Source organism: Pseudomonas sp. OE 28.3 (assembly GCF_014268205.2).
Classification (GTDB): domain Bacteria; phylum Pseudomonadota; class Gammaproteobacteria; order Pseudomonadales; family Pseudomonadaceae; genus Aquipseudomonas; species Aquipseudomonas edaphica.
The window spans coordinates 923,651-945,896 of sequence record NZ_CP077082.1 but is presented as its reverse complement, the minus strand read 5'-3'; the positions used below and the strand labels follow the sequence as shown (position 1 = coordinate 945,896).

The window sequence follows — 22,246 nt, the reverse complement described above, 5'->3', positions numbered from 1 at the left end:
CCTTCAAACGTTGTGTAGATACCTGTGCCACGATGGCGGCGGATCAGTCAATGCATCGGTGACTGACAGACCGCTATCGCGGGCAAGCCCGCTCCCACAGGGTTTGGCGGTGGTCTTTAGTGCGGAGGGTAGTTGGAGAGGATCCTGGTCACCGTGCTGCGAATGGCATCACTGCGATCCTGCGGGTTCGGCGTGCTGGCCATCATCTGCTCGTCGCTGCCACGCCATACCAGTTTGCCGTCCTTGCCGTCGAGCAGGTCGATCTGGATGGTCGCCACTTTGTAGGTGATGTTGCGCGTTTCGTTGTACATCGGCCCGCCCCAGTAGCCATTCCACGGGCCGCCCCAGGCGCCGCCGTAGTTGGTGGTGACTTGTTGCTGGCGCTCTTCGACGATCAGGTAGGCCTGTACATTCAGGTCGGCCCTGGTGCCTGCGGCTGCGGGGCGCAGGCCGCGCTGGTCGAGTTGCTCGCCCACGGCCTGGCGAATGCGTTGCTCGGTGAGGTCGCTCTTGATCCGTGGATCATCCGGGCGGTATTGCAGGGCAGGATCTTTCCAGGCCCAGTTGCGGTACGCGCCAAAATCGCGGCTGGCATCAAAGTCATGGTTGACCTGGCTGGTCTGGCAGCCACTCAACAAGACCACTACAGCGAGTGCAGCAAGGCGACGAAGCATGGGGGTTCTCCAAAAAATGGAATAAGCCTGAGATGAGAATAGCTGCTAACTGGGTGGATAAGCGCTCATTGCCTTCTGCATCGCTTCGCGCAACGCATCAGCGCGTTCGCTCAGGCTACCCTGGCTGGTGGTTTCGGCGCTGGTGCTCCATACCGGCTGGCGCGTGCGGGCATCGAACAGGCTCACGCGGGCCACCGCAACTGTCACTTCATAGGTGCGTACCACCGGCACCGTGTTGTACATGCCGTAGCCATTGCCATAGCGGTTATAGCCACCGTAGCCGTAGCCATAGTCGTCCTGCACCTGGCGCAGGCGTTTTTCCAGACGCACGTCGGCGGTTACCAGCAGGTCGGGGGCGCGGCTGTCATGCAAAGGGCGCAAGCCGCGCTGATCTAGAGCGCCGCTGACCGCTTCGGCTATTTGCGCCGAATCCGCCCAGGCCGTCCCCGCGGGCAACTGGCCGTTAAGCCAGCCCCAACTGCGGTAGGCGCCATAGTCGCGCATCGGCGCCGGGTAGGCGCTGGCATCAAAGGTGTTCGCCGCCTGGGCCGGAGCCGGCGGCATAGGGGCCGAGGCGGCCACGTAGGGGTTGGGCGTGGAGCAAGCGCCCAAGCCGAGGGATAACAGGATCAAACAGAGACGACGCATTTCGACCTCCGCAGACTGGGCCGCTTAAACCGGACGGCAGATCCAGTGCAAATAACGCCCAAGTCCGGCAAAGCTTGGGTGACGACGGTGAGCGAGTTCCATCTCCAACAAGTCCTGCAGATTGGCGCGAGCCTGGAATTCCATCGGCATATAGTCGTGGAACACCCGCACGCCACTTTGGCTTTCGACCTGCCAAAGCCCCTCGAGTTGCGCCGCCAGTTCCCGTGGGTCGAGCGGTTGTTGCGGGGTAAGGCTCTGCTTCTCGCCGGCCATGTCGTTCTTGCGCATTTTGCGGAAGTGGCCTTTGAGCAGGTTGCGGTAAATCAGCGCATCACGGTTGTAGAACGCCAGCGACAACCAGCCGCCGGGCACCGTGAGCTGGTGCAGCACCGGCAGGATCGCGTGGGGTTCGGCCAGCCATTCGAGCACGGCGTGGCACAGGACCAGGTCGTAGGGCTCGGTGAGTTGGCCGAGCAATTGCTGCCAGGGCGCATGGATAAAAGTCGCGGTCTGCCCGGCGTCGGCAAAGCGTTGACGGGCGCCTTCAAGCATCGGCTCGGCGGGCTCGGCCAGGGTCACTTGATGGCCACGCTCGGCCAGCCACAGCGACATATGCCCCAGGCCCGCGCCGATATCCAGCACGCGCAAAGGGCGCTCGGGCAAGGCTTCAGTCAGGTCGGCCTGCAACACCGCCAGGCGGATCGCGCCTTTGGCGCCACCGTAGATCTTTTCGGCAAAGCGCGTGGCCAACTGGTCGAAGTGACGGTCACTCATGGGCAAACCGCCGTTCGCTGTCGGCCAGTTTGGCGCGTACCACTTCGTTCATGTCCAGGCCCAGCTCACTGCACAGCAACAGCAGGTACAGCACGATATCGCCGACTTCCTGCCCGGCGTGGGTGAGTTTGTCCGCCGGCAGTTGGCGCGACTGGTCTTCGGTCAGCCACTGGAATATTTCCACCAGCTCGGACATTTCCACACTGGCGGCCATGGCCAGGTTTTTAGGGCTGTGGAAGCGCTTCCAGTCGTTGGTATCGCGAATACGGTGCAAGCGTTCGGTGAGGTGTTCGAGGTTCATGCGGGGGCTCCTGAAGGTGTATAGCTTCGGGCGGATGCCGGGCGAAGGCAAGTGAATCCCTGTAACGCGTAAACCTCTATGCTAAAAGGGAACTCGCTTGGTGTAATAACGACCAAAGGCTCAGCGACGCCCACCTCTTCATCAGGACACACACATGCAGGTAGAAAGCTTTTTCGAATGGTTGGGCCAGGCACTGGGGTCCGTCATCCGCTTTATCGTCGACGGGCTCAGCGGGCTGTTCGGCGCCTTGACCCACGCGGGCGGCAACTTTATTGAAGGCCTGTCGCGCACATTGGGCATGGACACCTCGATCATCAGCATCGCCGCCCTCATCATCGGGTTGATGTTGCTGTACTCGGCGGTGCGTGCGTTTATACGCGCCTCGATCATTATGGGAATTATCTGGTTGATGCTGGGTTTGTGGTTGCTCAGCTGGGTTGTGCATTAATACTTGAAAACACTCACCCTGCTGACAGATTGGCGCGACCGCCGCACCCATCGCCGCGTCTGGGCATTGGCTGCGCCGATGATCTTGTCGAACATCTCGGTGCCGCTGGTGGCCCTGGTGGACAGCATGGTCATCGGCCACCTGCCCCACGCCCATCAACTCGGTGCTGTGGCCGTGGGCGCCAGCCTGTATACCTTCCTGGCCTGGGCCATGGGTTTTCTGCGCATGGGTTCCACCGGGTTTGCCGCACAAGCCGCCGGGCGCGGGGATGGCGCGGCGCTCAGGCAAATCCTGCTGCAAGGTTTGTTGCTGGCGCTGGGGCTGGCCATGCTGCTGGGCACGGTGGGCATTCCGCTGAGCCATCTGGCCCTGGAGTGGATGCAGCCCTCGCCCGAGCTGAACCAACTGACCCGCGATTTTTTCCACACCCGCTTGTTCGGCCTGCCCGCCGCGCTGGCCAGCTATGCCTTGGTCGGCTGGTTCCTCGGCACGCAAAATGCCCGCGCACCACTGGCTATCCTGCTGACCACCAACCTGGTCAACATCGCCTTGAACCTGTGGTTTGTACTCGGTCTGGATTGGGGTGTGGTCGGCTCAGCACGCGCCTCCGTTATCGCCGAATGGACCGGCGCCCTGCTCGGCCTGGCCCTCACGCAAAAAGCCCTGCGCGCGTATCCCGGGCATATCGCCTGGGCCGCTTTGCAGCGGTGGCAAAGCTGGCGGCCGCTGTTGGCGGTGAACCGCGATATTTTTATCCGTAGCCTGGCGCTGCAGTCGGTGTTTTTCATGATCACGGTGCAAGGCGCACGCCTGGGCGATGCCACCGTGGCGGCCAATGCGCTGCTGCTCAATGGTCTGCTGTTGACGGCCCACGCCCTCGACGGTCTGGCCCACGCAGTCGAAGCGCTGTGCGGGCACGCCATCGGCGCCCATGATCGCCAGGCATTGCGCCGCTCGCTGGTGGTCGCTTGTGGCTGGTCATTGATCGCCAGCCTAGGGTTCGCCCTGCTGTTCACCTTCGCCGGGCACTTGTTTATCGCCATGCAAACCGATATCCCCAGCGTGCGCGAAACCGCCGATATCTACCTGCCTTACCTGGCCGTACTGCCGTTGATTGCGGTGTGGAGCTATTTACTGGACGGCCTGTTTATCGGTGCAACCCGCGCGCGGGAAATGCGTAACGGCATGCTGTTGACGGTGGTGATTGTGCTGCCATTCGCATGGGCCTTGCAGGGCTTGGGCAATCATGGGCTGTGGGTCACCTTCCTGCTGTTCATGGCCCTGCGCAGCCTGACACTGTGGGCAATTGCCTGGCGCCTGAACAAACAGGACCGCTGGCTCAGCGCCCGTTAGTAAAGAATGGCCGGTTTGCAGCGTAAGAAAAACTCACAACTGCGCGTGGAGCCTTTACAAGGGCTACAACCACAGAGGATCCGCCTGGCCCACTCTCGCGAGCCAGAAGGAAACAGGAGCCTGCGTGAACACAGTACTTCCCCGCATTCCCCTCGGCGCATCCGACGCTCCGACATTGGCACCCCAGCCTGAAACGCCCAGCCCGTCGGCACCCACGCCTGACATTGGGCAACAGACACATACGTTGTTCAACGAAGCCAATGTACTGATCAAACGCGAAGTGGAAACCTGGCAAGACAGTGCCGGCAACTATCACTCAGCCAGCATGACTCACATCGTCACCGGCGATCAGGCAGACAATATAAAGATCACAGCCCATGACAGCAGGACATTGACGGCCATCATCAATGGGAAAACCTACCCCTTCCCAATGCCCGAAAGCACAGACCTGCACATGATAAATATTGAGACCCAGGGCGGAAATGACTCGGTGGTCATTGGCCCTGGCGTTAAGGCACCTGTTCGGATCATCACGGGCGACGGCAATGACCGGGTCAAGACCGGCGCCGGCTATGCACGGGTCAATGGCGGCAGCGGCAACGACTCCATTCACCTGGGTAGCGGTGGCGGAATCGCCTTGGGTGGTGACGGCGATGATCGGATGCGCGCAGGCACGGGCAGTGCCGTGCTGAGCGGTGGCAAAGGCAATGACGTGCTGCATGCAGGCAAGGGCGCCAATCACCGACTGGTGTATTTGAACGGCGACCAAGGCAATGACCAGCTGTATGCAGGCGCAGGCATCAACGTTTTAAATGGAGGCCGCGGTGACGATAAACTGGTGGGCGCCCGCAAGACCACGTTTTACGCAGGCGCAGGCCATGACGTGATTCACTCCACGAGTAAAAAAGATCGCATTTACGCCAAAGCGTCCGACAAGATTCATCACAATGGGCCTTCAAACGTCACGTTTATGGAGGTCAAGGACGTCGGGAGAAAAGGGCTGAAGATAGAAGGCAAACCCGAGTTCATCGACGCCGTGCAAGACGTTCTCGACCAGCTTCGAGGTTCGCCTGTCGGCCAGCGGATGCTTGAGCAAATGGACGACTTCGTGGACGACATAAGGTCTCCCGTCACCCTGCGAGAGTCTGCCGACATGAACGCCAGTTACTACTACTTCCGCAACGCCTACAGCGACGCGCTTTCCGCTTGGCAATCTTCGCAGTTTCAAAGCGAATCAGAATTGGGCTACATCAAAAATGAGGTGCCCGGTGCAGTCGCCACTCACGCCGAAATAGAGCTTCAAACCTTCCACTTCGGCCAACAGCTGTCGACCACACCGATGCTTGCACTCCAGCACGAGTTGGCCCATGCCTTCAATGGCGCCACTGGCACCTACCAACCCGGAAACCAACAGGCTTTTGGCCTCGATGGAAGCCCCATTGAGCGCTACGGTCAGCCGGTTTTCGTTAATAACGTCGAGTACCAAGCACTCGGCCTCGCCATTGAGGACGGGGAGCTGTTCGATCACGACAACAACCCGCTCACCCGGCCAACCACCCTCAATCCATCGCCCTTCACCGAGAATGCGCTACGCCAGGAAATGGGCGTGCCCTTGCGTGATCGCTACCTATGGGATGAGGCGCCGCACGCAGTTTAATCAATAGACGGGAGCCAACCTGTCAGTTCTCACAGGTTACAAACCCGACTTTCCGGCGTTGAATGGAGATCGCCGCTGAAGAGCCTTCAGCTTAAGGCTGCGATCTTATTGCACTCAAGGAAGAACCCACATGAGTAACAACACCTACTTGCTTATCGGCGCGTTGATAGTGGTCGCATTGATCGCCGCCGCTGTTATTCGCTCGTCCAAGAAGAAACCAGCCAAGCCCCCTGCCGAAGCCGTCGCCGAGCCGTCCGTTCAGGTTCCCCCCGTCACTCCGGACACGGGCGAATGGACACTCAAACTGGACGACGCTCCGTCAACACTCCCAGCGCAGCCCGCCATCCAGAAAGGCGTGGAGGTTTGGAATCAAACGGATTTCCACTTCTTCGTGACACAACAAGGCATAAGAGCGACGCTGCCACCCCAGGGTCGAACACTGATGGACAATAGCGCTAGTCTGACAGTCAGCCCTTCAGCGCAAAACACGCTGCAGTCTGTAGCGCTGGAGGAAACCAGCCCCGAGAGCTCAGCGCAGTACACACTGATAATCCGGTAAAGCCAGCCTCACTGGCCTGGAGTGGAGCGAATAAACGCCGTGACCCGATCCAGCACCGGCGCCAGCCAGCGCAATGGCTTGGCAATGGACGCCACTAATGTCGCGTGGCTGGTTCTGGTGAAATAAAACGCCTCGACTGGCACACCCGCTTCACGCAGCTTGTTAGCCAACCCGCCCGTATTGCGCGTGGGGTTGACCAGCGTGTCGCTCACCGAGGCGATCAACAGGCTTGGTGGAGCGTCGTAACTGACGTGGTTGATGGGCTGGGAATCGGGCGGTGAGTCCGGGAAGAAAAACACAGGGCGCACATCGCGGTTTTCAATCGGCAGGAAGTCATAAGGCCCGGCCAGGCCGATCCAGCCCTTGAGCATCGAGGGTGACAGGTTCACTTCTTTGAGCCAACGCGCATCCAGCGCCAGCATCGAGGCGTTGTACGCGCCGGAGCTATGGCCCATCAGGTAGAGCTGCTTGGGGTCGGCGCCATATTCGGCGATGTGCTGATGAGTCCAGGCCACCGCTTGGGCGCCGTCCTGGAGAAAAGCGGGGTAACGCACTTGCGGGTAGAGCCGATAGTCCGCGATGACCACCACAATGCCGCGTGAAGCCAGGGCTTCGCCGACGAAACCGTAGTCATCCTTGGAGCCGCTGTTCCAGCTGCCACCGTAGAAAAACACCACGACAGGGGCATTGGGCAAGGCAGTGACGGGACGGTAAATATCGAGTTTCTGGCGCGGGTCGGGGCCGTAGGCAATCGATGAGGTTTTGGTGAACGTGCTGGAAGGGGTCAGTGCGTTGAGCACTTTGATCGGCGAGCAGGCCGAGAGGAATGCGGCGACTGCCAGGGTTAACGCTTGCAGCCATTTGCTCGACATCGTTCAGACCTCACACAGAAGGTACGACCAAACGAAAATCCAAATGTGGGAGCTGGCTTGCCTGCGATAGCGGTGTGTCAGCCCTGAATGTGCGGACTGATACACCGCCATCGCGGGCAAGCCCGCTCCCACACTGGATCTCTGTTACTTGAAGATCTTGGTGGGAGCAGTGTACTTACGAGGACAGGTAGGACGAACGCGTCAGCCCCAGACGCAACGCATCCAGGAACTGCGTACGCTCGCTGGCACTGATCTTCGCGCTGGCGCACTTGTCGCGGTAGTGCGTCATCAACTCCTCCGGCGACAAGTGCACGTAGCGCAGCATGTCTTCGATGGTGTCGTGAGTCTCGATCCCGGCGCTGTACACCGAACCGTCTTCACGCTGGTAGATGTTCACCGAATCGGTGTCACCGAACAGGTTGTGCATGTCACCGAGAATTTCCTGGTAAGCGCCCACCAGGAAGATGCCCAGCAAGTAATCTTCGCCTTCGTTCAAACCGTGTACCGGCAGGCTGGTCTCGATGCTCTGCTCGTCGACGTATTGCTTGATCTTGCCGTCGGAGTCGCAGGTCAGGTCTTGCAGCACGGCGCGGCGCAGCGGCTCTTCGTCGAGACGGTGCAGCGGCAGAATCGGCAGCACCTGGCCGATCGCCCAGGTGTCCGGCAGGCTCTGGAACACCGAGAAGTTGCAGATGTATTTGTCGGCCAGCTTGTCGTTGAGCTCGTCCAGCACTTGGCGGTGCGAGCGCTGGCGGGCTTTGAGCGAGTTGTGCAGGCGGCGGCACACGGCGAAGTAGCACTGTTCGGCCAGGGCTTTTTCCGCCAGGGTCAGCTTGCCGTCGGCATACTGGGTGGCCACGTCGCTCATGTAGTGAGTGGCGCGCCAATACGTCTCGGTGACCATTTCGATGTCGGTCGGGCCCAGCAGGTCCACCAGCCACTGCACGGTTTCCGGCAGGCTTTCCTTGTTCTCGATCTGCGGCACGTCGTCGTTGTGTTTTTCAACGTCGGTGACCTGTACCACCAGCATGGCGTGGTGGGCGGTCAGGGAGCGGCCGCTTTCGGAGAAGATGTGCGGGTGCGGCAGGCTCTGCGCGTCGCAGAATTCCTTGAGCATGCCCACCACTACACCGGCGTAATCGTCCATGTCGTAGTTGATCGAGCTGGCATTACGCGAGTGCGTGCCGTCGTAGTCCACGCCCAGGCCACCGCCCACGTCGATGTGGTCGACCGGCAGGCCGAGGTTGCGCAGTTCGCCGTAGTAACGAATGGCTTCCTTGAACCCGTGCTGGTAGTCGGCCAGGTTGGCGATCTGCGAACCCATGTGGAAGTGCAGCAGGCGGATGCCCTGGTCCAGGCCGGCAGCGCGGAAGCGCTCGACCACCGACAGCAATTGCGCCGCCGACAAACCGAACTTGGACTTCTCGCCACCGGTGTCGGCCCATTTGCTCGACGCCAGCGACGACAAACGCACACGCAGGCCAACCTGCGGCTTGACCTTGAGGCTCGCAGCCTCTTCGATCACCAGGCCGACTTCGGATTCTTTCTCGATCACGATAAACACATTGTGACCAAGCTTCTGGCCCATCAGCGCGAGGCGGATGAACTCACGGTCCTTGTAACCGTTGCAGACGATGGTGCCGCCCTTCGGCGCCAGGGCCAGCACGGCCAACAGCTCAGGCTTGGAGCCGGCTTCCAGGCCGATCGACACGTTCTGGGTGGCGATGATGTTCTCGATCACCGCTTCCTGCTGGTTCACCTTGATCGGGTACAGCGCGGTGTACTTGCTCTGGTATTCCAGGCGCTCGATGTTCGAATCGAACGCACCGGTCAGTTGGCGTACACGGTCTTGCAGGATGTCGGGGAAACGCACCAGCAGCGGCAAGGACAGGCCGCTTTTGCGCAGCTCGTCGACTTGCTCGTAGAGATCAACCGGCGTGCTGTTCGGGCCGTTCGGACGGACTTCAACGCGACCGGCATCATTGATCGCGAAATATCCGGCCCCCCAATGGCGAATCCCATAAACACTGCGGCTGTCCGCAACTGTCCATTGGCTGCCATCGTCTTTGCGTGTGCGTCGTACGGACATCGAAGTCCCCTATATAAAGTCGAAGATCACCACGCCCTTCTTGCAAGGCTGGCGAAGTCTAAAGAATGAAAATGACGATTTGCCTGTAAGGAAGGTAGACCCCACTCGCAGGACAGAGTTTAGACACCGGTCAGGAACAGGCTCTGTGAAAACCATGGAGACGACAGTTTGCGTTCAGCAAAGGGCCATCGGGGTGGGTTTCACAGAGGCTGCTAGCCGCCGGATTTCTTCGCTTTGTAACCCAGCTTGATCAGCTCGGCCAACAGCAACTCGACGTGATCGCCCTGGATCTCGATGACACCGTCTTTCAACGCGCCACCGGTGCCACAGCGCTTTTTCAGCGTGGTAGCCAGTTCCTTCAGGGCTTCTTCAGCCAAAGGCACGCCAGTGATGGTAGTCACCGTCTTGCCGCCACGGCCTTTGCTCTCGCGTCGTACGCGGGCAATGCCGTCGCCTTCAGGGATCAGGGTCTGTTTGCAGGTACACGAATCCACGGGCTGACGACAGTCCGGGCAGTGTCGACCTGCGTCGGTGGAAAATACCAGGCCACCAAGGGCGGCGAAGGATGCGGCTTTTTTGGCCACCGGCAATCCTCTTGGGAGGACAAAGACTGATCGGAACCCGGCTCTCGTTACAAAAGGCAGCTTACCGACCGCGAAGCCCCACTCAGGCAGGGGCAGCGCTACCGAAACGCCAAGGCGGTTCGGGTGAAAAGGCGCGCAGTGTAACGGCAAAAAGCCGCCTTGCTAAGAGCCAAATAGCGCCAATTTATGCAACTTTAGCGACGTGAGGCCAGATAGCGCCGCAAGCCCTCTTGAGCATCCGGGCAGTAAGGCTTTTGTTGAGCTTCCTGCAGGACCGTTTCAATGGGCAGAAACCGCGCTTCCATGACCTCCTCGGGCTGTAAGCGCAATGGGCCATCCCAGACTGCCGAGTAAGATTTGCACCACAGCCGGCTGCCCTCCTCCTCAAAGTAGAAGTGGTCGTGCTCGACCAGTTCCACACCGCCCACGCCGAGTTCCTCTTCCAGCTCACGGGCAGCCGAAACCGCGTAGGTCTCGCCCGCCGCCACCATGCCACCTGCCGCCGTGTCCCAAAAGCCGGGATACAGGGCTTTGCTCAGGGTGCGTCGATGCACACACAGTTCACCGGCGGAGTTGAACAGGAAGATAAAGGTGCAACGGCCGATCAGGCCGCGCTGGCGCAGGTCGGACCTGACAAGGTCGCCGAGCAGGTTGTCCTGCTCGTCCACCCAGCAGATCAGTTCAGCATCAGAGGCCACACGGTGTGCGACCTCCTTTTGAGAAGCGTCCATCATTACCCCTGGTTGAGGAGCTGACGCAAGTCGATCACTGCAGCGTTTGCCCGGGAAATATAGTTGGCCATGACCAACGAGTGGTTGGCGAGGATGCCAAAGCCACTGCCGTTAAGAATCATAGGGCTCCACACCGGCTCCTGCGAGGCTTCCAACTCGCGAATGATCTGACGCACGCTGACGGTGGCGTTTTTCTTGGCCAGCACGTCGGCGAAGTCGACTTCAATCGCGCGCAACAGGTGAGACAAGGCCCACGCCTGGCCACGGGCTTCGTAGAACACGTTGTCGATCTGCATCCATGGGGTTTCCACCACTTCTTCATCGACCTGCGGCACTTCACCCGGCGCCAGGGCTTCGGTTTTCAGTGCGGTGTTGAGCTTCACCCGACCCACACTGGCCGACAGGCGTTGCGACAACGAACCCAGGCGCGTGGCGACATCACCCAGCCAGTTGTTCAGGTTGTCGGCGCGGGCATAGAACAGCGCGCCCTTCTGGTTCGGGTCGGACAGTCGTGCCTCGTAGCGGCTCAGGGAGTTGATGCCTTCCTGGTATTCCGACTCGCTGGACGGCAGCACCCAGCTCTTGTTGTCGAAGTTAAAGCGCGGTTCAGCCTTGGCCAGGTCCGCGTCTTCAGCCGACTGCGACTGTGAACGGGCGAAGTCTTTACGCAAGGCGCGGGTCAGGTCACGCACCTGCACCAGCACGCCATATTCCCAGCTCGGCATGTTATCCATCCACAGGCCTGGCGGGAAACGGTCGTTGGAAATGTAGCCACCAGGCTTGTTCAGCAAGGTGCCGACCACGGTCTTGAGGGTTTCGACGGTGGTGTAGCCAATCACCATCTGCTTGCCTTCCTTCTCGGCGGCAAGCTGGGCGTTTTGCTGGACCGGGAACAGCGCCGGCTCTTCGCTCCAGTACCAACCCAGGCCGCCGGTGACCAACAGGTACAAGGCCAGCACGCTGAGCAGCGCTTTGCTCATCAGCAGGTTGCGAAAGTAGCCGCGTTGGGTCGACTTTGGCTCAGGGGCGGGGCCTTTGGCACTGCCTGCACGGTTTTTCCAGTCCAGCATGGCGATATCCTTTCAATCACTTGAGTTCATGCACGTCAATTGTCCGGGTGCGGTCAAACACTCCGACCACAACCCTACCCCATCGTGCCCATCGGCGCGGGGCTTTTAACCGAAAGTGGCAGGTGGGAGACGTTCGACTATAAAGGATGCACGCTTTTTACGCAGCGTGACCATTGGGTCGGTAACTGAATCCCCAAGACTTGCACTTAATTGACGTATGACACTCATGCAACAGAAAAGAGGTGCTAGCATAGAGCCATCAGTCGACCTCAGCATGCACCCTCACTAGTAGTCAGGATATGACCGAGCCAGAAGACCCCAGCCGTGAGCGTCTCAAGCACCATTTTGCCCAGCGGGTAATTCATCAGGCACGTCAAATTCTTGAGATCTGGCAACGCCTGCAACGCAGCGAATGGTCGAACACCGATTTGTCCGAACTCAGCGAAGCCAACCTGCGCCTGCTGCGCTTTGCCGAGCGTTTCGAACAGCCGGAACACGGCCAACTGGCACGACACATCGGCGAATCGCTCAAGGTGGTGGACGAAAATCGCGGCCGGCTGAGCAGCCAGGTCATCACCGAACTCAACCGCCTGATGCAACGCCTGTCCCGCACCGGTCTGCGCCAGGGTGATCAGCTGGAACAAACCTTACTGCCGCCGATGCGCAAGCCCATCTACGTGATGCTGGCCGATCACGACCGCGCCGAACGCCTGGCCAAGCAGTTGGAATTCTTTGGCATGAGCGCCCAGTCCCTGGACAGTGTGCCGGCGTTTCGTGCCTCCCTCGCCGAGCGCCTGCCGTCGGCGATTGTGATGGATGTGGACTTCTGCGGGGCGGGCCTGGGCCTCAAGTTGGCCGCCGAAGCCCAGGAAGGCCTCGAGCAAAAGCTGCCACTGCTGTTTTTCAGCTTGCACGAAACCGACACGCCAACGCGCCTGGCCGCCGTGCGCGCCGGTGGCCAGGAGTTCCTCACCGGCACCCTGGAAGCGTCGAGCCTCTTGGAAAAGATTGAAGTGCTGACCTGCGTCGCGCAGTACGAACCTTATAAAGTGCTGATCATCGATGACTCGCGGGCACAAGCGCTGCACACCGAGCGCCTGCTCAACAGCGCCGGCATCGTCACGCGCACCTTGATCGAACCGATCCAGGCCATGGCCGAACTGGCGGATTTCCAGCCGGACCTGATCATCCTCGACATGTATATGCCTGCCTGTACCGGCACCGAACTGGCCAAGGTGATTCGCCACAACGACCGTTACGTCAGTGTGCCGATCATCTACCTGTCGGCCGAAGACGACCTGGATAAACAACTGGACGCCATGAGCGAAGGCGGCGACGACTTCCTCACCAAGCCGATCAAGCCGCGCCACCTGATCACCACCGTGCGCAACCGAGCCGCCCGTGCCCGTAACCTCAAGGCGCGAATGGTGCGCGACAGCCTGACCGGGTTGTACAACCACACCCATATCCTGCAATTGCTCGAAGACTGCAGCTTCCGCGCCCGCCGCGAGAACAAGCCACTGAGCTTTGCGATGCTCGACATCGACCACTTCAAGCGCGTCAACGACAGCCACGGCCACCCCATGGGCGACCGCGTGATCAAGAGCCTGGCGCTGTTTCTCAAGCAACGCCTGCGCAAGACCGACTACATCGGGCGCTACGGCGGCGAAGAGTTCGCCATCGTGATGCCCGACACCGACCTGGAGTCGGCCTGCAAGGTATTGGACGAAATCCGTGGGCGCTTTGCCGAAATTCACTATCCGGCCCAGCCGCAGGATTTATGGTGCACCTTCAGCGCCGGGCTGGTAGAGCTGTGCGACGGCTCCGACAGCCTGATGATGGCTGCCCAGGCCGACGAGGCGCTGTACCGCGCCAAGGACGCAGGACGCAACCGCGTGCAAGCCGCTCGTACATCAAAGCAAAGTGCCACCTTTTCACCGGAATCCACCGAATCCGTCATAACTTTGTAATGGAAACGCAATAACTTCAGGCACTTATCTTTTGCTGTCGGTTGAAACCACGCATGCGCCTGAAGCTGCTGACCAATCTCAATACCCTTCTGCTGGTGGCCGTGTGCCTGGCCCTTGGAGCGACGCTATGGTGGTCGCAACGTGCGCTGGAACGGCCTTATCTGCTGATGGAACGCTACCTGGGCCTGTCGCAGACCTTTCAGAACCAGGCCGCACGCAACATTGATGATTACCTCTCCAGCGGCGATGCCCTGCGTTTGAGCAGCGCCAGTCAAAGCCTGGAAAACCTGTTGCAGCACCTTGACGAATTGCCGGCAGAACTTGGGCAAAACCTGCGCCCCAGCCTGGTGGATCTGGACACCTTCAGCAAAACCGACCTGCTCGCCGCCGGCAAACTGGCGGGCGACCCGCAAGCCCTGTTGCTGCAAGCCGAACGTGAGCTGGGCGCGAACCTTGAGCAACTGAGCCAATACGCCACGGGCGTCAACTCACCAGACGCCGCTCGCTACCTGCCGCCCTTGCTGGCCGCGTCCCAGCACCTGGGCAAACTGTCCCTGGCCCGCGACAAACTGGTCAGCAGCGGGCGCGCGGAGTTGGCCGATGACGTGGAGCGCGAGGTCGCCAGTATCCGCACTCAGGCCGACGTGTTGGCGGGGTTGCCATTGCTTGGTGTCAAGGCCAGCAGTGAATCCAGCGCCGATGATTTTTCCGCCATGATGGGCCTTGAAAACAGCGAGAAAGCCGAAGTTCAGGACATCGGGGTCGACCTCAAGCGCGAACTCAACAGCCTGTTGACCCGCTACCCCGCCGAACTCAAGCGTACCCGCGAGCAAATCCAGCAGCGCACCGCACTGGCCGCCGCCACTCATTTAAAAATCGCCGCCGTGCAACAGGCCATCTCCGGCCTGGAGCCGGTGGTACGCGCCCAACACGCCAGGATCCAGGGCGAAGTTCGCCTGTTACAAGGCGTGATGATCGGCCTGATCCTGCTGATTGCCCTGCTGATCGACACCCTGCAACGGCGCCTGGCGCGGGTGCTGACCAACCTCGCGCCCGCCCTGTCGACCTGGGCCGAAGGTGATTTCAGCCAGCCGATTGCGCTGGGCAAGACCAACCGCGAACTGCACGATATTGAAGCCTCGCTGAACCGCTTGCGCGCTTACCTGGTGGACCTGGTGGGCACCATTCGCGCAAATGCCGAACAAGTCGCCGGCAGCAGCCGCGCCCTGGCCGAGCTGAGCAGCGGCCTGCACGACGGGGCCGAGCGTCAGGCCGGCGATACCGCGCAGATCCGCGATTCCCTGGGCGAGCTGGAAGCCACCATTCAGCAAGTGGCCGGCGATGCCAGCCAGGCCGCCGGTGCCAGCCGTAGTGCAGGCCTGGCCGTGGAACAGGGCCAACGGGTGATCGGCCTGAGCCTCACCGGCTTGCACGCACTGGTGGGTGAAGTGCAGCAAAATGCGCAGATGATCGAAAAACTCGCGGAAGAATCCGCCACCATCGGCGGCGTGCTCACCGTGATTCGCTCGATTGCCGACCAGACCAACCTGCTGGCCCTCAACGCCGCCATCGAGGCTGCGCGCGCCGGGGAAGCCGGGCGTGGGTTTGCCGTGGTGGCTGACGAAGTGCGCACCCTGGCCCAGCGCACGGCGGGCGCCACCGCTGAAATCCAGGGTTTGATCACCGGCCTGCAAAGCGCCGCCCATCAGTCGGTGCAGGGCATGCGCGCGCAGGTCGAACACGCCGAAGCCACCGCCCAGCAGGCCCAGGCGGCCGACGGCGCGCTGGATGAAATCGTCGGGGCGATCCAGACCATTTCCGACACTGCCGTGCGCATCGCCGATGTGACCGCGCAGCAGAGTGGCGCCGTCAGTGAGATTCGTGACAACAGCGAGCGGATTCACCAGCTGGGCGAGGATAATCTGCTGCGAATCGGCCAAGGCCGCAGCCAGGGTGAGCATCTGTTGGAACTGGGTGGGCAACTGAACACTGCCGTGCAGGCGTTTCGCGTTTAATGCGATCGAGATCGTGCCCACGCTCTGCGTGGTCATGCATCCTGTGACGCTCCGCGTCACGACTTTAGAGCGGGACGCGGAGCGTCCGGGGCGGCATTCCCACGCGGAGCGTGGGAACGATCAATCACTGACCAAATCCAGCCTCACAGTCACAAATTTTGCGCAATCATCGCTAATCGTGCCGCCTACTGCATAGAACTGGACAGTCACAAAGGCTTTGCGGCATAGTCGCCGGGTTCTGACGCACCCACATCAATAACAAGGAACAGCCGATGGCGACCTTACTGGTTCTTCACGGACCCAACCTGAACCTGCTCGGTACCCGTGAACCGGGTGTCTACGGGGCGGTGACCCTGGAACAGATCAACCTTGATCTGGAACGCCGGGCGCGTGAAGCCGGCCACCATTTGCTGTACCTGCAAAGCAATGCCGAGTACGAATTGATTGATCGCATCCATGCCGCGCGTGGCGAAGGCGTGGACTTTATCCTGATCAATCCCGCCGCTTTTACGCATACAAGTGTTGCATTACGTGACGCGCTGCTGGCGGTGAGCATCCCATTTATCGAAGTGCATTTGTCGAACGTGCACAAACGCGAAGCTTTCCGCCATCACTCCTACTTCTCCGACGTAGCGGTAGGTGTGATCTGCGGCCTTGGCGCCAGCGGTTACCGACTGGCCCTGGAGGCCGCCCTGGAACAACTTGAACAACCGGCCAAGCGCCCCTGACCGACCCTTGGGAGTTGATGATTCATGGATATCCGTAAAGTTAAGAAACTGATCGAACTGCTGGAAGAATCCGGTATCGACGAGCTGGAAATCAAGGAAGGCGAAGAGTCCGTACGGATCAGCCGCCACAGCAAGACCCCGGCTCAACAGTTCTACGCGCCACAGATGCAAGCACCTGCTCCGGCTGCCGCACCTGCCGCCGCCCCGGCTGCTGCCGCTGCACCTGCCGCCCCAGCCGCGCCTGCGCTGAACGGCTTCGTGGTCAAGTCGCCAATGGTCGGTACTTTCTACCGCACCCCGGCACCGACCTCGCCAGCCTTCGTTGAAGTCGGCGCAACCGTGAAAGTGGGCGACACCATCTGCATCGTTGAAGCGATGAAAATGATGAACCACATCACCGCTGAAAAAGCCGGCGTCATCGAATCCATCCTGGTAGAAAACGGTCAGCCGGTTGAGTACGACCAGCCGCTGTTCACCATCGTTTGAACCGCGGAGCGCCTTCGATGTTGAAACCTGCGAAGAAACTGCAAAAAGTCCTGATCGCCAACCGCGGCGAGATCGCGCTGCGTATCCTGCGCGCCTGTAAGGAAGAGGGCATCAAGACCGTCGCTGTTTACTCGACGGCCGATACCGAATTGATGCACGTGAAACTGGCGGACGAAAGCATTTGCATCGGCCCGCCACTGGCCACGAACTCGTACCTGAAAGTCTCGAACATCATCGCGGCCGCTGAAGTGACCGGCGCTGATGGCATCCACCCAGGCTACGGCTTCCTCGCGGAAAACGCCGATTTCGCCGAACAGGTGGAAAAATCCGGCTTCGCCTTCATCGGCCCTAAAGCCGAAACCATCCGCCTGATGGGCGACAAGGTTTCGGCCAAGGACGCCATGATCGCAGCCGGCGTGCCAACCGTTCCAGGTTCCGACGGCCCACTGCCGGAAGACGAGGCAACCGCCCTGCGCATTGGTCGCGAAGTCGGTTACCCGGTGATCATCAAGGCCGCCGGTGGCGGTGGTGGTCGCGGCATGCGTGTGGTGCACAAAGAAGAAGACCTGATCGAAGCTGCCAAGCAGACCCGCTCCGAAGCGGCTGCCTGGTTCGGCAACCCGATGGTCTACCTGGAGAAGTACCTGACCAACCCACGTCACGTGGAAGTGCAGGTACTGTCCGACGGCCAGGGCCACGCCATCCACCTGGGCGACCGCGATTGCTCGCTGCAACGTCGTCACCAGAAGGTACTGGAAGAGGCACCGGCACCGGGCCTGGACGAAACCGCGCGCCAGGAAGTACTGGCTCGCTGCGTCAAGGCGTGCATCGACATCAACTACCGTGGCGCCGGTACCTTTGAGTTCCTCTACGAGAACGGCCGCTTCTACTTCATCGAGATGAACACTCGTGTGCAGGTAGAGCATCCGGTTTCGGAGATGGTCACCGGTATCGACATCGTCAAGGAGATGCTGAGCATCGCCGCCGGCAACGTGCTGTCCTTCACCCAGGACGACGTCAAGATCCACGGCCACTCCCTGGAGTGCCGGATCAACGCCGAAGACCCGAAAACCTTTATCCCAAGCCCTGGCCTGGTCAAGCATTTCCACGCGCCGGGCGGCAACGGCGTGCGTGTGGATTCGCACCTGTACAGCGGCTACAAGGTTCCGTCCAACTACGACTCGCTGATCGGCAAGCTGATCACCTGGGGCGCCACCCGCGACGAGGCCATGGCCCGTATGCGCAATGCCCTGGACGAAATCGTGGTAGACGGCATCAAGACCAACATCCCGCTGCATCGGGATCTGGTACGCGATGAAGGCTTCTGCGAAGGTGGTGTGAACATTCACTACCTGGAACACAAGCTGGCCAACCAGTAAGTGCTCCACCCAACAAAGCCGCCTTCGGGCGGCTTTGTTGTTTGTGGGCCCGCAAGAACACCGCCGCCCCCATGTGTGCGGGCTTGTGTGGGAGCTGGCTTGTGTGGGAGCTGGCTCCCACATAAGCCCGCTCGCCACAAACTCGCCGCTCGCGTAAACTTGCGCGCTTTCGCGACCCAGCCGTCGCACACTCATTTTTTCAAAGGTGCCCGCCATGCCTTGGCTGCAAGTCCGTCTCGCCATCAGCCCAGAACAAGCCGAAACCTACGAAGACGCTTTCCTCGAAGTCGGCGCCGTGTCGGTGACCTTCATGGACGCCGAAGACCAGCCGATCTTCGAACCGGAACTCAATACCACGCCGCTGTGGTCCCACACCCATCTGCTGGCCCTGTTCGAAGACGGCACCGATGCCGCCGCCGTGCTGGCCCACATGGAACTGCTCACCGGCAGCCCGCTGCCCGAGCACCACAGCGAAGTGATCGAAGACCAGGATTGGGAACGCAGCTGGATGGACAACTTCCAGCCGATGCGTTTCGGCCAGCGCCTGTGGATCGTGCCAAGCTGGCACGCCGCGCCTGAGCCGAATGCCGTCAACTTGCTGCTGGACCCGGGCCTGGCGTTCGGCACCGGCACCCACCCTACCACCGCGCTGTGCCTGGAATGGCTGGACGGCCAGGACCTGAGCGACTGCAACGTGCTGGATTTCGGCTGCGGCTCAGGGATCCTGGCGATTGCCGCGCTGCTGCTGGGCGCCAAGGAAGCGGTCGGCACCGATATCGACGTGCAAGCCCTGGAAGCTTCCCGTGATAACGCCGGGCGCAATAACATTGCTGAAGGCAAATTCCCACTCTACCTGCCGGAAGACTTGCCCCAGGTGCAGACCGATGTGCTGGTGGCCAATATCCTCGCCGGCCCGCTGGTGTCGTTGGCGCCGCAGCTGTCGAGCCTGGTCAAGCCGGGCGGGCGCCTGGCGTTGTCGGGCATCCTCGCCGAGCAAGGCGAAGACGTGGCCGCTGCCTACGCCAAGGATTTCGAACTGGACCCGATCGCCAACCGTGATGGCTGGGTACGCATCAGTGGTCGTCGGCGCTAGAATGAGCGCTTGCCTGAATCGGATGGCCGCATGACCGACAGTTTCGTCACCCAGTGCCCACACTGCCAAGCCCGTTTTCGCGTCAACCACGCACAACTGAGTGTGGCCCGCGGCGTGGTGCGCTGCGGCTCGTGCCTGCAAGTGTTCAACGCCGCTCGCCAGTTGCTGGAGCAGCGCGGCCAGGTGCCTGCGCCTGAGCAGCCGGCCGTTGCCGAGAAGGCCACTGAGCCGACCGCCGAGGCCCCACGGGCCATCAGCCAGAAGCAGTGGAACGCCGAAGAACTGGACCTGGACAACCTGGACCTGGACGAAGAACTGGCCAAGCTGGAGCGTCGTCAGGCACCGGCTGACCGTCGCCAGCCTGAAGATGCCCTGAGCGCTACGCGCGGCACTGCCAAGGCCGAAGAAGAACAGTGGGCCGCCAGCCTGTTCAGTGAACCGCCCGAGGAGCGCACCCCAGCGCCCGAGGATGAGCCAGAGCCAGAGCCGGCCACTGCGACACGCCAGCGCACCGAACCCTCCATGTCGTTTCGCCTTGACGACATCGACGATGAACCGCCACTGCGCTCGGCGCCCCACGATGAAGATGACGATATCGACCCGCCGTTCACGCCCTTGACCCAGGCCCTGGACGAACCGGAACCCGAAGATCGCCCGCAACCGCGTCGCAAGCGCACGCGCCCCGAGCCAAGTGTTCACGATGACGTACTCCAGGACCTGGAAGACGACCCGCTGCACCTTTACGCCCAAAAGCGCCCGTCCGGTTGGGGCCGCCGCCTGATCTGGATGCTGCTGGTGCTGATCGCCGCCGCAGGCCTTGCAGGCCAGTACATCGCGTATCAATTCGACGACCTGGCCCGCCAGGATGCCTACCGCCCATGGTTTCAGCAGCTGTGCCCGTCACTGGGTTGCACGGTGCCATCGCGGGTCGATATCGCCCATATCAAGAGCAGCAACCTGGTGGTGCGCAGCAACCCGGAGTTTGCCGGGGCGCTGGTGGTGGATGCGATCATCTATAACCGGGCGACGTTTTCCCAGCCCTTTCCGTTGCTGGAACTGCGTTTCGCCGACATGAACGGCAATCTGATCGCCAGTCGTCGCTTCAAACCCGGCGAATACCTGAGCGGCGAATTGGCCGGCGTCAGCGAAATGCCATCGCAGACACCGATCCACATCTCCCTGGATATCCTTGACCCAGGCAATAAAGCGGTGAATTACAGCCTGAGTTTTCACTCGCCCGAGTGAACCGGCGCAGGTTCTGAGGTTTGACGGCAAATTATTGACTTTGCGCTGCGCAACCAAACCGGCGGCGATAAAGAAATAACTGTTCAGATTTTATCCAATTCAGCCTTTATCCAGTCATCGAGAGCGGGTATCATGCCAACCCTTTTTCGAACTCTAATGATCCGGCCCCACAACAGGGAAGTCCTATGTCGGCGGTACGCATCGGCCCATACACATTGCAAAACGGCTTGATCCTCGCCCCGATGGCGGGCGTCACCGACCAGCCCTTTCGTCAGCTGTGCAAGCGTTTGGGCGCGGGTCTAGTAGTCTCTGAAATGGTCACCAGCGACATGAGCTTGTGGAACACCCGCAAATCGCGGATGCGCATGATCCACGAAGGTGATCCCGAGCCCCGCTCGGTGCAGATCGCCGGGGGTGATGCGCAAATGCTGGCAGATGCGGCCCGAGCCAACGTGGAGTTGGGCGCACAGATCATCGACATCAACATGGGCTGCCCGGCCAAGAAGGTCTGCAACAAGGCCGCCGGTTCCGCATTGTTGAAAGATGAGCAGTTGGTAGCCGAGATCCTGCAGGCCGTTGTCGCCGCAGTGGATGTGCCGGTCACCCTGAAGATTCGTACCGGCTGGGACCGGGACAACAAAAATGGCCTGACAGTGGCGAAGATCGCTGAACAGGCCGGGATTACAGCGCTGGCGGTGCATGGCCGCACCCGCGCCGACCTTTACACAGGTGAAGCTGAGTACGACACCATTGCCGCGATCAAGCAGGCGGTGTCGATGCCGGTCTTTGCCAATGGCGATATCGACTCAGCCGAGAAAGCCCGGCGCGTGCTGCACGCAACCGGCGCCGATGGCTTGTTGATTGGCCGGGCCGCCCAAGGGCGGCCATGGATTTTTCGTGAGATCGAACACTTTCTGCGTACCGGCGAAGTCTTGCCGGCACCGGAGTTGATCGAGGTGGAACGTATTCTGCTAGAGCATCTGGCCGCCCTGCACGCCTTCTATGGAGACGTGATGGGAGTACGCATTGCTCGCAAGCATGTCGGCTGGTATCTCGCCACCTTGCCGGGCGCCAAGGAATTCCGCGCTCAGTTCAATCGTTTGGATGAAACGCAGGCACAGGTCGCCACCGTTCGTGAGTTCTTCGCCGAACGTGACAAGAGCCTGGGAACAGGGGATGGAGAGGGGGTGGCCGCATGACGATGATGACCGAGACTTTAGTGAGTGGAACAGCACCCGTGAGCGACAACGTCAATTTGAAACAGCACCTGAACACGCCGAGCGAAGAAGGTCAGACCCTTCGTGGGAGTGTCGAGAAGGCGCTGCACAATTATTTCGCCCACCTTGAGGGCGCTTCCGTCACGGACGTGTACAACCTGGTGCTCTCCGAAGTCGAGGCGCCGTTGCTCGAAAGCGTGATGAACTACGTCAAGGGCAACCAGACCAAAGCCAGTGAGCTGCTGGGCCTCAACCGTGGCACCTTGCGCAAAAAGCTCAAACAATACGATTTGCTGTAAGCATTCAATCAAACCAGAAAGGCGCCCGCGTAAAAACGGTCGCCTTTTTTGCTG

The 22,246-nt window shown here is 60.7% G+C and carries 22 protein-coding genes; 13 read left to right on the top strand and 9 right to left on the bottom strand.

Annotated features, from left to right (window positions below; all coding sequences use genetic code 11):
• Window positions 1-116 precede the first annotated feature (116 nt).
• From HU759_RS04065 to HU759_RS04050, 4 genes are read right to left on the bottom strand one after another with little or no spacing between them, the layout of a single operon-like run.
• Window positions 117-674 (bottom strand): DUF4136 domain-containing protein, encoded by a 558-nt coding sequence (locus HU759_RS04065; RefSeq protein ID WP_099548144.1) that lies wholly within the window; start codon window positions 672-674, stop codon window positions 117-119.
• A gap of 45 nt (window positions 675-719) precedes the next feature.
• Window positions 720-1,322, bottom strand: a complete 603-nt coding sequence (locus HU759_RS04060) for a DUF4136 domain-containing protein (protein WP_017136730.1) — start codon at window positions 1,320-1,322, stop codon at window positions 720-722.
• 24 nt (window positions 1,323-1,346) lie between these two features.
• Window positions 1,347-2,096: a methyltransferase domain-containing protein gene (locus tag HU759_RS04055; RefSeq protein WP_017136731.1), complete on the bottom strand. Its 750-nt coding sequence runs from the start codon at window positions 2,094-2,096 to the stop codon at window positions 1,347-1,349.
• Window positions 2,089-2,397 carry a MazG-like family protein gene (locus HU759_RS04050; RefSeq protein ID WP_017136732.1) on the bottom strand — a complete coding sequence of 103 codons (309 nt, stop codon included), beginning with the start codon at window positions 2,395-2,397 and terminating at the stop codon, window positions 2,089-2,091. The genes HU759_RS04055 and HU759_RS04050 overlap by 8 nt, the downstream gene beginning before the upstream one ends.
• A gap of 154 nt (window positions 2,398-2,551) precedes the next feature.
• Here HU759_RS04050 and HU759_RS04045 point away from each other — a divergent pair, with 154 nt between their 5' ends.
• From HU759_RS04045 to HU759_RS04030, 4 genes are all read left to right on the top strand, one after another.
• A complete protein-coding gene (locus HU759_RS04045; protein ID WP_186618031.1) occupies window positions 2,552-2,845 on the top strand; it encodes a hypothetical protein in 294 nt (97 codons plus the stop codon).
• A gap of 3 nt (window positions 2,846-2,848) precedes the next feature.
• On the top strand, window positions 2,849-4,198 hold the full coding sequence (locus tag HU759_RS04040; RefSeq protein WP_017136734.1) for an MATE family efflux transporter: 1,350 nt from the start codon (window positions 2,849-2,851) through the stop codon (window positions 4,196-4,198).
• A gap of 124 nt (window positions 4,199-4,322) precedes the next feature.
• Window positions 4,323-5,855, top strand: a complete 1,533-nt coding sequence (locus HU759_RS04035; RefSeq protein ID WP_186618030.1) for a M91 family zinc metallopeptidase — start codon at window positions 4,323-4,325, stop codon at window positions 5,853-5,855.
• 130 nt (window positions 5,856-5,985) lie between these two features.
• Window positions 5,986-6,414, top strand: coding sequence for a hypothetical protein (locus HU759_RS04030; protein ID WP_177033385.1), 429 nt, complete (start codon window positions 5,986-5,988; stop codon window positions 6,412-6,414).
• An 8-nt stretch (window positions 6,415-6,422) separates the two neighbouring features.
• Here the strand turns inward: HU759_RS04030 and HU759_RS04025 are convergent, their stop codons facing one another.
• The 5 genes from HU759_RS04025 to HU759_RS04005 all read right to left on the bottom strand — a co-directional run bounded on the left by HU759_RS04025 (window position 6,423) and on the right by HU759_RS04005 (window position 11,760).
• Window positions 6,423-7,286 carry an alpha/beta hydrolase gene (locus tag HU759_RS04025; protein WP_170040360.1) on the bottom strand — a complete coding sequence of 288 codons (864 nt, stop codon included), beginning with the start codon at window positions 7,284-7,286 and terminating at the stop codon, window positions 6,423-6,425.
• Window positions 7,287-7,461: 175 nt separating this feature from the next.
• Complete coding sequence (gene speA / locus HU759_RS04020; protein ID WP_017136738.1) at window positions 7,462-9,375, bottom strand: arginine decarboxylase; 1,914 nt, start codon at window positions 9,373-9,375, stop codon at window positions 7,462-7,464.
• A 212-nt stretch (window positions 9,376-9,587) separates the two neighbouring features.
• Entirely contained in the window at window positions 9,588-9,959 is a 372-nt protein-coding gene (locus tag HU759_RS04015; protein WP_012722004.1) for a translation initiation factor Sui1, read from the bottom strand.
• Between the two features lie 194 nt (window positions 9,960-10,153).
• Window positions 10,154-10,690: an NUDIX hydrolase gene (locus HU759_RS04010; protein WP_170040358.1), complete on the bottom strand. Its 537-nt coding sequence runs from the start codon at window positions 10,688-10,690 to the stop codon at window positions 10,154-10,156.
• A gap of 2 nt (window positions 10,691-10,692) precedes the next feature.
• Window positions 10,693-11,760, bottom strand: coding sequence for a DUF2333 family protein (locus HU759_RS04005; RefSeq protein WP_017136740.1), 1,068 nt, complete (start codon window positions 11,758-11,760; stop codon window positions 10,693-10,695).
• A 299-nt stretch (window positions 11,761-12,059) separates the two neighbouring features.
• On the opposite strand from HU759_RS04005, the gene HU759_RS04000 reads away from it, so the two are divergent.
• The 9 genes from HU759_RS04000 (at window position 12,060) to fis (ending at window position 22,192) form a co-directional block, all read left to right on the top strand.
• On the top strand, window positions 12,060-13,730 hold the full coding sequence (locus HU759_RS04000; protein WP_017136741.1) for a PleD family two-component system response regulator: 1,671 nt from the start codon (window positions 12,060-12,062) through the stop codon (window positions 13,728-13,730).
• 53 nt (window positions 13,731-13,783) lie between these two features.
• On the top strand, window positions 13,784-15,745 hold the full coding sequence (locus HU759_RS03995) for a methyl-accepting chemotaxis protein (RefSeq protein ID WP_186618029.1): 1,962 nt from the start codon (window positions 13,784-13,786) through the stop codon (window positions 15,743-15,745).
• 272 nt (window positions 15,746-16,017) lie between these two features.
• Window positions 16,018-16,473: a type II 3-dehydroquinate dehydratase gene (gene aroQ, locus HU759_RS03990; protein WP_017136743.1), complete on the top strand. Its 456-nt coding sequence runs from the start codon at window positions 16,018-16,020 to the stop codon at window positions 16,471-16,473.
• A gap of 24 nt (window positions 16,474-16,497) precedes the next feature.
• Window positions 16,498-16,959 carry an acetyl-CoA carboxylase biotin carboxyl carrier protein gene (accB, locus tag HU759_RS03985; RefSeq protein ID WP_017136744.1) on the top strand — a complete coding sequence of 154 codons (462 nt, stop codon included), beginning with the start codon at window positions 16,498-16,500 and terminating at the stop codon, window positions 16,957-16,959.
• Window positions 16,960-16,976: 17 nt separating this feature from the next.
• Complete coding sequence (accC, locus tag HU759_RS03980; RefSeq protein ID WP_017136745.1) at window positions 16,977-18,338, top strand: acetyl-CoA carboxylase biotin carboxylase subunit; 1,362 nt, start codon at window positions 16,977-16,979, stop codon at window positions 18,336-18,338.
• Window positions 18,339-18,552: 214 nt separating this feature from the next.
• Window positions 18,553-19,431 (top strand): 50S ribosomal protein L11 methyltransferase, encoded by an 879-nt coding sequence (gene prmA / locus HU759_RS03975; protein ID WP_186618028.1) that lies wholly within the window; start codon window positions 18,553-18,555, stop codon window positions 19,429-19,431.
• Between the two features lie 30 nt (window positions 19,432-19,461).
• Window positions 19,462-20,676 carry a DUF3426 domain-containing protein gene (locus HU759_RS03970; protein ID WP_186618027.1) on the top strand — a complete coding sequence of 405 codons (1,215 nt, stop codon included), beginning with the start codon at window positions 19,462-19,464 and terminating at the stop codon, window positions 20,674-20,676.
• Window positions 20,677-20,861: 185 nt separating this feature from the next.
• Window positions 20,862-21,875 (top strand): tRNA dihydrouridine synthase DusB, encoded by a 1,014-nt coding sequence (dusB, locus tag HU759_RS03965; protein ID WP_099548135.1) that lies wholly within the window; start codon window positions 20,862-20,864, stop codon window positions 21,873-21,875.
• Window positions 21,872-22,192 carry a DNA-binding transcriptional regulator Fis gene (gene fis, locus HU759_RS03960; RefSeq protein WP_003221275.1) on the top strand — a complete coding sequence of 107 codons (321 nt, stop codon included), beginning with the start codon at window positions 21,872-21,874 and terminating at the stop codon, window positions 22,190-22,192. The genes dusB and fis overlap by 4 nt, the downstream gene beginning before the upstream one ends.
• The last annotated feature ends 54 nt before the right edge of the window (window positions 22,193-22,246 follow it).

Coding starts and splice junctions, on each gene's coding strand:
- aroQ (WP_017136743.1), top strand. CDS start 16,018: ATGGCGACCTTACTGGTTCTTCACGGACCCAACCTGAACCTGCTCGGT.
- fis (WP_003221275.1), top strand. CDS start 21,872: ATGACGATGATGACCGAGACTTTAGTGAGTGGAACAGCACCCGTGAGC.
- HU759_RS04065 (WP_099548144.1), bottom strand. CDS start 674: ATGCTTCGTCGCCTTGCTGCACTCGCTGTAGTGGTCTTGTTGAGTGGC.
- accC (WP_017136745.1), top strand. CDS start 16,977: ATGTTGAAACCTGCGAAGAAACTGCAAAAAGTCCTGATCGCCAACCGC.
- speA (WP_017136738.1), bottom strand. CDS start 9,375: ATGTCCGTACGACGCACACGCAAAGACGATGGCAGCCAATGGACAGTT.
- prmA (WP_186618028.1), top strand. CDS start 18,553: ATGCCTTGGCTGCAAGTCCGTCTCGCCATCAGCCCAGAACAAGCCGAA.
- HU759_RS03970 (WP_186618027.1), top strand. CDS start 19,462: ATGACCGACAGTTTCGTCACCCAGTGCCCACACTGCCAAGCCCGTTTT.
- HU759_RS04045 (WP_186618031.1), top strand. CDS start 2,552: ATGCAGGTAGAAAGCTTTTTCGAATGGTTGGGCCAGGCACTGGGGTCC.
- HU759_RS04025 (WP_170040360.1), bottom strand. CDS start 7,286: ATGTCGAGCAAATGGCTGCAAGCGTTAACCCTGGCAGTCGCCGCATTC.
- HU759_RS04030 (WP_177033385.1), top strand. CDS start 5,986: ATGAGTAACAACACCTACTTGCTTATCGGCGCGTTGATAGTGGTCGCA.
- HU759_RS04060 (WP_017136730.1), bottom strand. CDS start 1,322: ATGCGTCGTCTCTGTTTGATCCTGTTATCCCTCGGCTTGGGCGCTTGC.
- HU759_RS04000 (WP_017136741.1), top strand. CDS start 12,060: ATGACCGAGCCAGAAGACCCCAGCCGTGAGCGTCTCAAGCACCATTTT.
- HU759_RS04055 (WP_017136731.1), bottom strand. CDS start 2,096: ATGAGTGACCGTCACTTCGACCAGTTGGCCACGCGCTTTGCCGAAAAG.
- accB (WP_017136744.1), top strand. CDS start 16,498: ATGGATATCCGTAAAGTTAAGAAACTGATCGAACTGCTGGAAGAATCC.
- HU759_RS04010 (WP_170040358.1), bottom strand. CDS start 10,690: ATGGACGCTTCTCAAAAGGAGGTCGCACACCGTGTGGCCTCTGATGCT.
- dusB (WP_099548135.1), top strand. CDS start 20,862: ATGTCGGCGGTACGCATCGGCCCATACACATTGCAAAACGGCTTGATC.
- HU759_RS04050 (WP_017136732.1), bottom strand. CDS start 2,397: ATGAACCTCGAACACCTCACCGAACGCTTGCACCGTATTCGCGATACC.
- HU759_RS04005 (WP_017136740.1), bottom strand. CDS start 11,760: ATGCTGGACTGGAAAAACCGTGCAGGCAGTGCCAAAGGCCCCGCCCCT.
- HU759_RS03995 (WP_186618029.1), top strand. CDS start 13,784: ATGCGCCTGAAGCTGCTGACCAATCTCAATACCCTTCTGCTGGTGGCC.